Origin of the sequence: Geminocystis sp. GBBB08, assembly GCF_016743215.1 — a bacterium.
Lineage (GTDB): Bacteria > Cyanobacteriota > Cyanobacteriia > Cyanobacteriales > Cyanobacteriaceae > Geminocystis.
This window is the reverse complement of the sequence record NZ_VRZC01000121.1, coordinates 1-12,222: the sequence shown is the minus strand read 5'-3', so window position 1 is coordinate 12,222 and position 12,222 is coordinate 1. Positions and strand designations below refer to the sequence as shown.

At 30.7% G+C, this 12,222-nt stretch carries 13 protein-coding genes; 6 read left to right on the top strand and 7 right to left on the bottom strand.

What is annotated here, in order from left to right:
• Nucleotides 1-163: 163 nt before the first annotated feature.
• A complete protein-coding gene (locus FWJ34_RS14155) occupies nt 164-880 on the bottom strand; it encodes a DUF2993 domain-containing protein (protein WP_308255981.1) in 717 nt (238 codons plus the stop codon).
• A 268-nt stretch (nt 881-1,148) separates the two neighbouring features.
• Between FWJ34_RS14155 and FWJ34_RS14150 the strand changes: the two genes are divergently transcribed.
• A complete protein-coding gene (locus FWJ34_RS14150; protein ID WP_308255980.1) occupies nt 1,149-1,406 on the top strand; it encodes a hypothetical protein in 258 nt (85 codons plus the stop codon).
• 191 nt (nt 1,407-1,597) lie between these two features.
• Here the strand turns inward: FWJ34_RS14150 and rpmB are convergent, their stop codons facing one another.
• The 6 genes from rpmB to FWJ34_RS14120 form a co-directional block, all read right to left on the bottom strand.
• Complete coding sequence (gene rpmB, locus FWJ34_RS14145; protein WP_308255979.1) at nt 1,598-1,840, bottom strand: 50S ribosomal protein L28; 243 nt, start codon at nt 1,838-1,840, stop codon at nt 1,598-1,600.
• A gap of 161 nt (nt 1,841-2,001) precedes the next feature.
• On the bottom strand, nt 2,002-3,213 hold the full coding sequence (locus FWJ34_RS14140; RefSeq protein WP_308255978.1) for a GNAT family N-acetyltransferase: 1,212 nt from the start codon (nt 3,211-3,213) through the stop codon (nt 2,002-2,004).
• A 652-nt stretch (nt 3,214-3,865) separates the two neighbouring features.
• Nucleotides 3,866-4,312 carry a hypothetical protein gene (locus FWJ34_RS14135; RefSeq protein ID WP_308255977.1) on the bottom strand — a complete coding sequence of 149 codons (447 nt, stop codon included), beginning with the start codon at nt 4,310-4,312 and terminating at the stop codon, nt 3,866-3,868.
• A gap of 129 nt (nt 4,313-4,441) precedes the next feature.
• Complete coding sequence (locus FWJ34_RS14130; protein WP_308255976.1) at nt 4,442-5,389, bottom strand: copper resistance protein B; 948 nt, start codon at nt 5,387-5,389, stop codon at nt 4,442-4,444.
• Between the two features lie 228 nt (nt 5,390-5,617).
• Entirely contained in the window at nt 5,618-7,471 is a 1,854-nt protein-coding gene (locus FWJ34_RS14125; protein ID WP_308255975.1) for a copper resistance system multicopper oxidase, read from the bottom strand.
• 148 nt (nt 7,472-7,619) lie between these two features.
• Nucleotides 7,620-8,405: a glutaredoxin gene (locus FWJ34_RS14120; RefSeq protein WP_308255974.1), complete on the bottom strand. Its 786-nt coding sequence runs from the start codon at nt 8,403-8,405 to the stop codon at nt 7,620-7,622.
• A 233-nt stretch (nt 8,406-8,638) separates the two neighbouring features.
• Between FWJ34_RS14120 and FWJ34_RS14115 the strand changes: the two genes are divergently transcribed.
• The 5 genes from FWJ34_RS14115 to rppB form a co-directional block, all read left to right on the top strand.
• Nucleotides 8,639-9,070, top strand: coding sequence for a heavy metal-responsive transcriptional regulator (locus FWJ34_RS14115; protein WP_308255973.1), 432 nt, complete (start codon nt 8,639-8,641; stop codon nt 9,068-9,070).
• A 34-nt stretch (nt 9,071-9,104) separates the two neighbouring features.
• On the top strand, nt 9,105-9,797 hold the full coding sequence (gene rppA, locus FWJ34_RS14110; protein WP_308255972.1) for a two-component system response regulator RppA: 693 nt from the start codon (nt 9,105-9,107) through the stop codon (nt 9,795-9,797).
• Nucleotides 9,798-9,933: 136 nt separating this feature from the next.
• The gene (locus tag FWJ34_RS14105) at nt 9,934-10,491 is read left to right on the top strand and encodes a DUF411 domain-containing protein (protein WP_308255970.1); all 558 of its coding nucleotides are present in this window, start codon (nt 9,934-9,936) and stop codon (nt 10,489-10,491) included.
• 125 nt (nt 10,492-10,616) lie between these two features.
• The gene (locus tag FWJ34_RS14100; protein ID WP_308255969.1) at nt 10,617-10,967 is read left to right on the top strand and encodes a hypothetical protein; all 351 of its coding nucleotides are present in this window, start codon (nt 10,617-10,619) and stop codon (nt 10,965-10,967) included.
• A 43-nt stretch (nt 10,968-11,010) separates the two neighbouring features.
• On the top strand, nt 11,011-12,222 hold a 1,212-nt coding region (gene rppB, locus FWJ34_RS14095), incomplete at its 3' end, for a two-component system sensor histidine kinase RppB (RefSeq protein ID WP_308255968.1).

Sequence of the window (12,222 nt, the reverse complement as noted above, 5' to 3'; positions counted from 1 at the left end):
AACAAAGGAAGTAACTAAAACAGTTTGTAAGGGTAATTGATTAATAATTTTAGTTAAATTTGGGATTTTCATAAATAATAAGTAATATTGAGAATTTAGAATTTAACCATTGCCTATTGCCCTAATTCCTAATTCCTAATTCCTAATTCCTAATTCCTAATGATTAACTGACTACTTTGATTTTACCAAGACAAAATAATTTATCAGCATTTAAAGTTAGTTGTTTTAATTCCACATCATTACCTAAATCTACTTCAAAATTTTTAATTATAATAGTATCTAAACTAGGAATAGTGTCAATTTTAATAGGATTAAATAATAAAGTATGATCGTTTTTTAACGTTAAAGTAGAAGTTAATATTAAATCAGTTTTTTGTCCATGATTATCGGTTAAAATTGCCTTTAAAATAAATTGATCATCATCTAAAACAATATTGTGCCAGTTAAATTTATAAAGTGCTAAAATATTCTGATAATTTTCTATAGCTTGATGTGCTAATAAGAGTTTAACTAAATCCACTAAACCTTGACTTAACAATGACGAATTAAGAGAAGTTTGTATATCATTTAACGTTAAAATTAACTCACCATTGACAAATATTGGTTGTAATAATTTTAAAGGTTTTCCTCTTAAGATTCCGCCTAAATTTATGGCAATATTTTCTGTGGAAACAGAGGCTTGACTAATATGAATATCTTGATAAACTGCTTTCGTGGTTTGTAGTGAAACTTTATTAATTTTTCCCGTTAAAATTTGTTTATCTCCAGCATGAATTTCTATGTTTAAATCTTCTACATATTGTAATTGCGATCGCAACCAAAATTTAATAGCTGGAGAGAGAAAATGAGAGATAATTTCTGATTTAGTTTTAATAGTCATGAAATTGAAGATAAGTGAGTGAGTAAAATTAATTGATGCCCTTTATTTTTCTGAAACTATGGTAACAATGGGTAACAAGGGGTTTAAACTCCTTGCCTAAATTGCCCCTATACAATTAATTTTGCATGAGTACTTAAATTTTACCTTTACAGATTAACAAAATTAATCAATTAAAATCAGATAATAAAAAAAAGACTTATTATGTAGGTTGCCCTAATTATGCAAAAATAATGAAGAGAAATTCAATTTATGGGAAGGATTATTTTTCATGGCGAGAAAACCCGACGAATATACCGTACATATACTCATTAGTAATGGTCATCGAGAAGAAGTACGTTTTCCTACAATTCAAGAGTTTCAAAAATGGTACAGTGGGGAATTAGTGCCTAAAGCTGACTCTAAAGACTTTATCAATGTGCCTATTAAAAATATACAAGGAGAGTATATGGTAGTGCGTCCAGCAAATATAGTTTGTATAAGAGTTGAACCTGTATTTTTCGGTAGTGTAGATAGAGACTCAGTTTAATTTAGGATTCTGAAAAAAATATTTTGCTGAGGGTAGGTTTTATATAACAGAGAGAAAATGTAAAAACGGAAACGAGAAGTTCGGAAAAAGACTTATAATAAAACTTTGCGACTTTGCTCCTTTGGGAGAGTTTTAAACATAAATTTTAACCGAACTACATATAACTTGTTAACTATAGTCTAAGTAAAAAATTAGCACTTATATTGTTTTAAATCAATACCTGCCTCTTTTGCCATAGCACTCAACCCTTTTCTATCTAAAGTTTTTAAGGCTTTAGTGCAAAGACGTAATTTGACAAAAGAGTTAGCTTCAGCCCACCAAATTTTTTTATCTTGTAAATTAGCGTGTTGTAACCTTTTGGTACGGCGATGAGAGTGAGAAACAGCAAAACCGTTATTAGCCCTTTTCCCAGTTAATTGACATACACGAGCCATAATAATTATCTCCTATTAATTAATAAATACTTAATTTATTCAGCAACTTTCCATTCTACTAGGATTTAGCTGTTATCTGCAAGAGAATTTTATCGTTAGAGGTTTTAAAAAACAAATAAGCAGTAGTAAATTGTGATAAAATCAGTATCCGCCCATAATTATTAATTCTTAATTCTTAAATTAATCTCTTTTTTTGTAAAAGGTAAATCATTATTTATTGCTCTTATTTCTTCTTCTGTACCTAAATTTATTTCATCAATATAATGATTTAAAATACTATTCATTCTTGAGTTATAAAAACGGTGCATACTATAGTTAGGAGTAGCAGGAAAACCTCGACGACGTTTGTGTGTGCCTCCAGCACCGGGATCATACATTTGGATACTTTCACTTATAGCCCATTGGATAGGTTTATAGTAACAAGTCTCAAAATGAAGACAGTTAAATTCGGCTAAACTTCCCCAATATCTCCCATACAAATTCTCTCCTTTTCGCAGACAAAAAGACATTCCAACAGGAGTATGCTTATCATTTTCTCTATAGGCTGTGACTAGCATTAACCTATGTTTATAATTAGGGTAAAGTTGCTCAAAAAACTGTTTTGTGAGATACTTACTTCCCCAGTAAAATTTATCACAAGTGTGACTATAAAACTTATAAATATAAGGGTAAAAATAATGAGGAATTTCGTCACCTACTAAATTTTTTGTAATTAATCCTGCCTTTGCAACAGCTTTTCTTTCTTGTTTAATATTTTTCCTTTGATTAGAGTTAAATATTTGTAAATAATCTTCAAAACTACTAAAATTTTTATTACTCCAAATATAACTATGGTGCATCCAACCAGTAAAACCAAATTGAGAAATAATGGGTTGCCATTGCGGAGCTACAAACAAAAAGTTACAACTAGAAAGTTTATTTTTCAAACAAAAATTATCGATAGCATTTACCATCATTTCTGTTATATTTAATTCGTCTTCTCCTTCAGCAATCAAAAAACGATAACCTACCGCCGGAGTAAAAGGAGTCATCCCCAATAATTTGGGATAATACTCAATATTTAAACGATAAGCCAAATCTGCCCATTGATGATCAAAAACAAATTCGCCGTAACTATGACCTTTAAGATATAATGGCGTAGCGGCAATTAAATTATGTTCATGCCAAACCGTTAGATGACATGGTTGCCACCCAGTAGAAGGTTTTACACTACCCGAAGTCTCAAGGTTATGTAACCATTCCCATTCTAAGAAAGGAGTAGAAAGGGGTAATGCCATAGCATCCCATGCTGATTGTGGAATTTCTGCGATTTTCTGATGCCAACGAATAGTATAACTAGAATCTTTTTTTTTGCTGAAAATTTGATTAATCATAAACCCCAATCTATTTTAATGATTACACGGGAAAAATTTAGAATTTAGAATTTAGAATGAAGATTTTACCATTGCCCATTGCCCATTGCCCATTGCCCGAAGAATTTAGAAATAATAAGAGTTTCAGAATTATTAACTACTATAACAATCCTAAATCATTCGTGAAGAATTAAAGATAAAAAAATAAATCTGTAAATCTTACTATACCTTAAAGCTGACCACTGAAAATGGTTACAGTTAGAGATATTGACTAAGACTTTGAAGTTATGGCAAAAAACGATATTTATAGAGTTTGATACTAAATTAAATAAATTAATAAGTAAGGCACTGGATAGACTTGAGTATATATTATATAATCCTAGTAAGTTTGACAGTAAAGATTATGTGAGATCGAACTTTGTTTAAATTTTATGAATAGAGGAGATTGAGGATGGAGAAAGTAAACGTCATAGGTAATTAATCGACAATACAGCACCTTGATATTCAACACACAAGCTAGACATTTAAAGATAGTGTCATACTTCCAAATTGTTTGTGCTTTAAAACTCAAAACTATTAGCACTTACTAACGAGGCAAGGATATTGACAGCTTCTTTTTGGAGAGAAATTCGGTTATCGTCATATCGCATCAAAACATCGAAATTTTTATGTATTAATAATAAGTACGCACTTGAGTTAAACCAAGAGGTATTTCTTGATTAATTCCCGCAAATTTTCCTGATAATCTGTATTGCCATGTATGAGGCTTACCATTAGTTTTTACTCCCCTTAAACTAACATATATTCTCGTATTAGGTTTAATTTTTTGTTCTAAATTTACTACGGCTTTACCATCACTAATATTGGTTTGAGTATTAATTTTATTTCCATTAGACATTGCTATTTCAACATCATTAATAGTTAAACCTTGTGGTAGTTGAATTATTAAACTTTCCAATGGAAATTTACCTATCACATCATAAGAAAAATGATGAGTCGCATTTTGAATTTGAGAAGCAGAAGGATGACTGCCACTGTGAACATTTGCCGCTAAAATATTAGGAGATAAAGAGCCTAACATTATTCCAGATACTAATCCTGTTAAGATAAATTTTTTCATTGTTTACTTTCTCCAATTTTTTATTTGTTAAATACAATTATGAACAACAAAAATGAAATTAGGATGAAAAAATAGATTAAATTAAAGCATATTTAATGACTTTTTATTACCCAGATTATCTAAGTTAGCTTAAAACATTAATCTCACTCCAGTTAAGAATTTTAAATCATCACTACTTTCTCCTTCTTCCTCAGCAAACTTAGCAGTATTGCCCAATAATTTATTCCAACTAACACCAATATAAGGTGCAAATTCTCGACTAATTTCATAGCGTAATCTTAAACTCAATTCCAAATTATTAATACCGCTACCGATACCAAATTCTTCTACTTCTTGGATGGCTAAATTAGTTTCTATTTTCGGTTGTAAAATTAATCTTTGAGATAGTAATAACTCATATTCAGCTTTTAATCTTGCGGAAATATCTCCTTGATGACTAATAAATAAAGCACTATCAATTTCAAAAAAATAAGTGGCTAATCCTTCAATGCCAATAACAGCAAAACCTCTACTATTTCCCTTATCTCCATAGAGTTGATCGTATCTTAAACCAGCTTGTAAATCAAAATAAGGAGAAATTTGTTTACTATATAAAAGTTGTAATTCAGCTTCGCCATTTCCATCATCTAAACTCACATCTCCTTCGCTTTTTACCCATAACTTTTGATAGTCTCCCCCAACCCATCCTTGAATATCCCAATTAAAAATATTCTGACTATCATTAACTTGATATTCTAATTGATCAAAGAGGATTTTATGATAAATTTGATTATCATGGATAGGCTCACCAAAATCATTTTCTTGGTTATGATTATGTTGGGCAAAGGTAAAGTTTTTTTCTTGAGTTAAGTATTGTTTATGTTTAAAGTCTTGAAAAAAGAGTTCTTTTTCTTGAGCATTATTTTCTTGTTTAAACGTATTAGTATTAAGAGGTTTTTTGAAGATATTTTTATTGATTTCTTCTGCTTTAATTTGCGGAGAAAATAGGATAAGAATAAAGAAAGATATTAGGCTCGAACGCCAAAGGCACTGCTTTGCAGACCGAACTAAAAATTTACTATATTTAAAGGATAACATTGATATAATTAATTAAATTTTTTAATAAGGTTTTTACCTCTTTAGAGGTAAAATTAGGGGATATTTGTGGGCAATGCCCACCCTACTAAAAGACTTTTGATGTGCAAAATAATATCTGGAAATGTTTTTCACGCAAAGGCACAAAGGCGCAAAGATAAAAAGAGGAAAAAAAAGAGTTAAAAAGAAGAAGAGAAGAATAAAAGGGTTTTTAAATTATTCCATTATTTTTTAGGAAATAACGTTAATGGTGCGAAACATCCCGACATCCATGTGATACATTAAATGGCAATGAAATGCCCATTTTCCCTTAGCATCAACGTCAATTTCTGTTGATAATTTCTCCGCAGGTTTGACAATAATAGTGTGTTTTCGAGGTTGATAATCTCCATTTCCGTTGACTAATTCCATCCACATTCCGTGTAAATGTATGGGGTGTTCCATCATGGTATAATTGATAAATGTTAGTCTTATTCTCTCTCCATAATAGAAGTCTATTTCTTTTTCTTCTGAGTATTTTTTGCCATTGAATGACCACATATAACGCTCCATATTTCCTGTTAAATATAGGGTTATTTCTCTGTCTGGTTTTCTTCTATTTTTTAAGGGTTTTAAACTCTTTAAATCGGTATAAACTAACACTCGATGTTGTGCATTTTCTAAGCCAACTCCAGCTTCATTTAAACGATTTTTAACCATCATTGGGGTTGCGGCGTTACCGATACCGTTATTATCTTCTCCCCTCGGTTGCCATGAAAAGTCTAAGGTTTCTTTCTCACTCATGTCATGGTTATTATGCTCACTATGATCCATATTGGACATATTATGATTATTATGATCACTGTGACTCATATTCGACATATCATGATCTTGATGCTGATTATGATTACTATGATCTGAGGATGAGTTTTGATGATTGTCATGATTAGATGATGGGGAATTATGACTGCTGTGGTCTTGACTTGATTCTGCTGAGTGATTATTATGATCACTATGAGCATTATAATCCATTCCCATATCATCCATTGTACGCAATGGGCGTTCTCTACGAGCAGGAATTTCCGCAGATAATCCTTCTTTTATCCCTAGTGTACCTCTAACATAGCCACTTCGATCAATCGTCTCTGCAAATATAGTATAAGCCTCTTGGCTATCTGGTTTAACTATCACATCATAAGTTTCTGCTACCCCTATCCTTATTTCATCTACTGTCACTGGTTGCACATTCTGCCCGTCTGCTTGTATGATTGTCATGGATAGGTTAGGGATTCTTACATCGAAAAATGTCATGGCAGAAGCGTTGATGATTCTTAGTCTAACTTTATCACCTTTGTTAAAGATACCAGTCCAATTATCATTACTGGTTTTACCATTCATCAAATAGGTATAAGTTGCCCCTGTCACATCAGCAATATCCGCAGAATCCATCCGCATTTGTTTCCATTGCCAATCCTCTGCTAAATTAGCAATGGTGCGTCTTTGATAGTTATAATAAGTGGGCATCTTTTTCAAATTGGCGAGAATGGCATGGGGATTCTCAAAACTCCAAGCCGACAGAATTATAACATAGTCTTGATCGTAGTCTATTAATTCAGGCTCAAAAGGATCAATGATAATAGCACCATACATCCCTAATGCTTCTTGCATATTGCTATGACTATGATACCAGTAAGTGCCACTTTGGTTAACAGGAAACTGATAAGTAAAGGCTTCCTTTGGTTTTATCCCCCAAACACTTACCCCCGGCACTCCGTCCATATTTGCCGGTAAGCTTAAACCATGCCAATGAATCGAAGTATCGCCCTTCAGTTTATTAGTAACGTTTATCCTCACGTTTTGCCCTTCTTTCAGTCTGATGGTAGGGGAAGGTAAGCTACTATTTACTAATTTACCTTGAGCGGTTCGATCCTCGATGTTAACTTTTGTTTCTGCTATCACTAAGTCAATGACATCTCCTTCTAAGTAGCTATTGAGATTGATATTTTTAGCGGATGCAGGTAAAATTTGATGCAAAACCCAACTACTGGCAATGCCTCCCGTAAGTTGCAGAAAATTCCTTCTACTAAAATTAAGATTCTCTATCATGACTAATTGGCAGTTTAACTGGATATAAAATGATTGCTAATCCTATACTGCACAATAAATATGAAATGAGAATGAAATGATAACCCTCTTCCCTACCTTCATCAAAATACTATGAGACAACCCCTAGTTATAATATTATTTTTTAATACTACTTTTTTTGAACAATAATAGTACTTAATGGAGATAGAGATTGTTGTTGATTCAAGATAGTTACGGAAACATTAGAAAAAATTAAACTAGCTCCCATAATCGCCATGATAGCATTTTCCGCAAAACTAACAACCCCCAAAGGTGCTTTAGAATTACCGCCAACACAAGCACAATTTAATTCAAGTTTATCAATATAAACCGCTTTAAATACCGAAATAGCACCACTAATACCTAATCCAAGCGCACTAATACCAGTCACTAAGGGCACAATTCCTGATAATAAACCTAATCCAATCATCGATTCGAGAAAGGGATAAATTTTCCCATAGGGTTTGAAACGTTGACAAATGAGATCATATTTAGCGAAACTTTCAGCAAAAGCATTAATATCCATTAATTTTAATGATGCTAACATGGATAGAGAAACCCCCATAAAACCAGTCATTCCTAAAGAGGTAGCTAAACTGACTAAACCTGCTGTAGAAAATAAAGCAATAACAGGAGTATAGGAATAATCCGCTTTTTGTGGTGTTACCCGAAAATAATGAGCTAAATCAGTATAACCGCCAATGCGATCGTCGTTGAAAAATATTTGTGGAGTCGTAGTTACATTATATTTAGCTTTGAATAAATCCACTTCCTCTTGGCTAGTCAATTTTATGTCTTCAAAAACAATCCCCGCCTCTTTGAGTAAATTAATTGCTTTTAAACCCCAAGGGCATTCATGTTCTGCCATTGACATCCTATACAATCTTACTTTTGTATTTACTTCAATTGTTGCCATCTTTATTTCCTCATGTTTAATTAATGAATAAGAAAAAACAAATAAAAAATCAATATAAGACTATAAATTATGAATTTAAGCTCAAAAAGAGTACTTATTTTTCTGATTTAATTATTTGAAAAAGTTTGTTTAGTTGATGTATCTATGATAAACTCTCTAGTTAACTAGAGAGTCAAGGGGCAAGTAAAATTTTTTTTGAGTTTGATGTAAATTTATAATTTGAGGTAATTAATATGAGTGGTGAAAATCTTTTAAAAATAGGTGAAATAGCTAAACAAACAAGAGTTTCTGTTGGCACTTTACGATATTATGAAACTTTAAACCTTCTTCAACCTATACAGCGAAGAGAAAATGGTTATAGATATTATGAATTAGATGCGGTTAAAGTTGTTCAATTTATTAAAAAAGCTCAATCTTTGGGATTTTCTTTAGAAGAAATTAGACAAATTATTGAGGTTCGTAATTACGGGAAACCACCTTGTGAATTAGTACAAAATCTATTGGATAAAAAAATTGAAGAATTAACAACACAAATTAAACAAATGATTTCTTTTAAAGCTGAATTGGAAAACTATCGAGAAACTTGGAGAATAAATAATCTAAATGTAACTTATAAAAAAACAAAAGAAATTTGTCCACTAATAGCTAATTTAAAACTTATTTAAACTTATTTAAAATAATTGTTTATTATTCAAAAAAATGCGTATTTTATTAGTAGAAGATGAGTCAGATTTAGGTTTAGCAATTAAAAAAACTTTGACTCAAAATAACTATATTGTTGATTGGGTTTTAGATGGCAAAGAGGCTAGTAATTATTTAGATGATCATTTTATTCACTATGATTTAGCTATCATTGATTGGCTATTACCTACTCTATCAGGTATTGAAATTATTAAATTTTTAAGAAAGAAAAATAATCCTTTACCTGTGTTAATGTTAACCGCCAAAGATTCCATGATAGATAAAGTAACTGGTTTAGATGCCGGTGCAGATGACTATTTAATTAAGCCTTTTGATATGATAGAATTATTAGCAAGAATTAGAGCTTTATCACGACGATTGCCTCTTTTTCAACCATCACAATTACAGGTAAATAATCTAATTTTAGACTCTCAAGATTATACCCTAAAAATTCAAGAAAAAACAGGAGAATTAATCGTTATTTCCTTGACTAATAAAGAGTTTAATTTACTAGAATGTTTTATGAAACATCCTCAACAAATTATAACTAGAGATCAATTATTATATCAATTATGGGAAGTAGGGGCAGAAACTATTAGTAATGTTGTTGCTGCACAAATTCGTCTTTTAAGAAAAAAATTAGGGCAATATGGTTATGATAATTTAATTGAAACGGTATATGGTTTGGGTTATCGTTTAGGAATTAAATAATTTTCATCCTAATTTCATATTCTTTTTAGATAATAAAAATAGACTTCTGATAAAAATGATAATTTTTTACCGTAAAACAGGCATCTTGCTTGTGTTTTTGTAGATGTCTAATAAAGATAGAAATAGAGGAATGATTATGAGACAAACAAGATTATTGAGAAACTTGACAGGGATAATAACGATAACGATTATTAGCAGTATCGCTTTTTCCTTCAATATACCTAGTTATGCCCATGAAAATCACGAAAATCACGAAAATAAAGCCATAACTGCCAGTGTTTGGGATAAATCTACTGTTAACTATAACGGCAGTAAAAAGATTACCGTCTATCGTAGCCCATCTTGCGGATGTTGTGGACAATGGATTTCTCATCTGAAAAAACAAGGTTTCGAGGTGACAGACATCAAAACTGATGAGATGGAGGCGATTAAACGGAAAAACAATTTACCCTCACAGTTAGAATCTTGTCATACTGCTATTATTAACGGTTATGTGATGGAAGGGCATATTCCAGCCGATGATATTAAACGTTTTTTAAGCCAAAAACCCACTAATATAAAAGGTTTAGCCGTTGCTGGAATGCCCATTGGTAGTCCAGGGATGGAATCTGATAAAATAAAACAACCTTTTATTGTCTCCAGTTTTAATAATCAGGGAAATACCAAAGTATTTAATACTTATAAAAACTATTAAATTTTATCCTAACTTATCCTAATTATACTTACTCATTTTTAATCTTAACAATAATCAATTTCATCCTAATTTCATAATTGATTGTTAAGATCAAATTATTCATAAATATCAAAGGAAATAAAGTTATGAAAAATCTTCAAAAAATGTCCTTAACTCTTTTATTAGTTAGTGCCGTAGCATTCAATTTTGCATTACCAACTAATTATGCACTAAGTCAAACAACGGAAACAAATAAAGAAACTACTGAAAATCAAGGAAGATGTATCAATAATGAAAATCATCAAATGATGAGCAATAATCATGAAAATCATCAGAATCATGAAAACCATCAAATGATGGGCAATAACCATGAAATGATTATGGGTGAAAATGCTGAAAAATGTGAACACCATGAGATGATGCACAATAATAATAACACAAATTGTTGTGCAGAAAATCAGCTTGATAATCAGCCAAAAAATACTAATTCAAATTAATCTAATTTGGCTTGTTTATTAATAATATTTAGTAACATATTTTGTGCAAAATAATAGCCTTTTTCAACAGACAAAATTATCGTTAATTCGTTGGTATGTCTCCATTTTTTCAGGAGTGATAACTCTTGGTGCTTTTTTAGTTTATGAGGCGATCGCACACGCTCATTATGTGACGATAAATGAGGAATTAAAAACGGTTACTAGCACTTTTCATAATAGTTTTGAACCTTTATTAAAACAACCAAATAAACTAGAAGATACCGTTACTAATATTATTAGTGATTTATGTTTACTAGATGATAAATGTTTAGGAAAATATGAAAAAAATCAGCTTATTAGACAAGAAAACTATTTCTTTCACTTCTTTGATTTATCAGGAAATTTAATTGCTACGGCGGGAATAGATACTGATATTTTACCCTTGAATAAATCTCAACAAGAATTAATTACTTTTCGTGATAAAAAAGGGATTCGTTACCGTAAAATGACGATACTTTTACATACTAAAAATAATAAAGAATGGGGATATTTACAAATAGGTAGAAGTTTAGAAGATTTTGATAACTATGTAACTAATATCAGAATTTTACTATTATTAGGTTTGCCTATATTAATAATGACGATAATTATTGCTAGTTTTTATTTAGCGGATAAAGCAATACAACCTTTATCTATAGCATACCAGCAAAAATCTCAATTTAGTGCTGATGTTGCTCACGAATTACGCACCCCTTTATCGGCAACTAAAGCAACTTTAGATAGTATTTTATTGAGTAAAAATTATACGATTAAAGACAGTCAAGAAACTATCAAAACTGTTTATCGACAAAATCAAAGATTAATCACTATAGTCAATGATTTGTTAATTCTTAATCAATTAGATAACCATAAAAGTAATATTAATTCAGTTTCTAAATTATATGATAAAAAAATTAATTTAAGAGATATTATCTCTGATTTGATTGAAGAATTTGCTTATTTAGCTTTACAACATAACATTAATTTATCATCTCAATTTTTAGCTAAAGAAAGCGATATTTTTATCTTAGGGAATGAAGAACAAATTTATCGTTTAATAACTAATCTACTTATTAATGCTATTCAAAATACTTCCAACAATGGAAAAGTAACTATATCTTTAGAGACTAATAAAAAAGAAGCTATTATTAAAATCATTGATACAGGTATTGGTATCTCAAAAGAAGAACAAAAATTGATTTTTAATCGTTTTTATCAAGTTAATAAGGCAAGAAAT

Bases quoted from the DNA above. Each gene is read 5' to 3' on its own strand.
- FWJ34_RS14135 (WP_308255977.1), bottom strand. From the start codon at position 4,312: ATGAAAAAATTTATCTTAACAGGATTAGTATCTGGAATAATGTTAGGC.
- FWJ34_RS14120 (WP_308255974.1), bottom strand. From the start codon at position 8,405: ATGGCAACAATTGAAGTAAATACAAAAGTAAGATTGTATAGGATGTCA.
- FWJ34_RS14140 (WP_308255978.1), bottom strand. From the start codon at position 3,213: ATGATTAATCAAATTTTCAGCAAAAAAAAAGATTCTAGTTATACTATT.
- FWJ34_RS14150 (WP_308255980.1), top strand. From the start codon at position 1,149: ATGGCGAGAAAACCCGACGAATATACCGTACATATACTCATTAGTAAT.
- rpmB (WP_308255979.1), bottom strand. From the start codon at position 1,840: ATGGCTCGTGTATGTCAATTAACTGGGAAAAGGGCTAATAACGGTTTT.
- FWJ34_RS14125 (WP_308255975.1), bottom strand. From the start codon at position 7,471: ATGATAGAGAATCTTAATTTTAGTAGAAGGAATTTTCTGCAACTTACG.
- FWJ34_RS14100 (WP_308255969.1), top strand. From the start codon at position 10,617: ATGAAAAATCTTCAAAAAATGTCCTTAACTCTTTTATTAGTTAGTGCC.
- FWJ34_RS14130 (WP_308255976.1), bottom strand. From the start codon at position 5,389: ATGTTATCCTTTAAATATAGTAAATTTTTAGTTCGGTCTGCAAAGCAG.
- FWJ34_RS14155 (WP_308255981.1), bottom strand. From the start codon at position 880: ATGACTATTAAAACTAAATCAGAAATTATCTCTCATTTTCTCTCTCCA.
- rppA (WP_308255972.1), top strand. From the start codon at position 9,105: ATGCGTATTTTATTAGTAGAAGATGAGTCAGATTTAGGTTTAGCAATT.
- FWJ34_RS14105 (WP_308255970.1), top strand. From the start codon at position 9,934: ATGAGACAAACAAGATTATTGAGAAACTTGACAGGGATAATAACGATA.
- FWJ34_RS14115 (WP_308255973.1), top strand. From the start codon at position 8,639: ATGAGTGGTGAAAATCTTTTAAAAATAGGTGAAATAGCTAAACAAACA.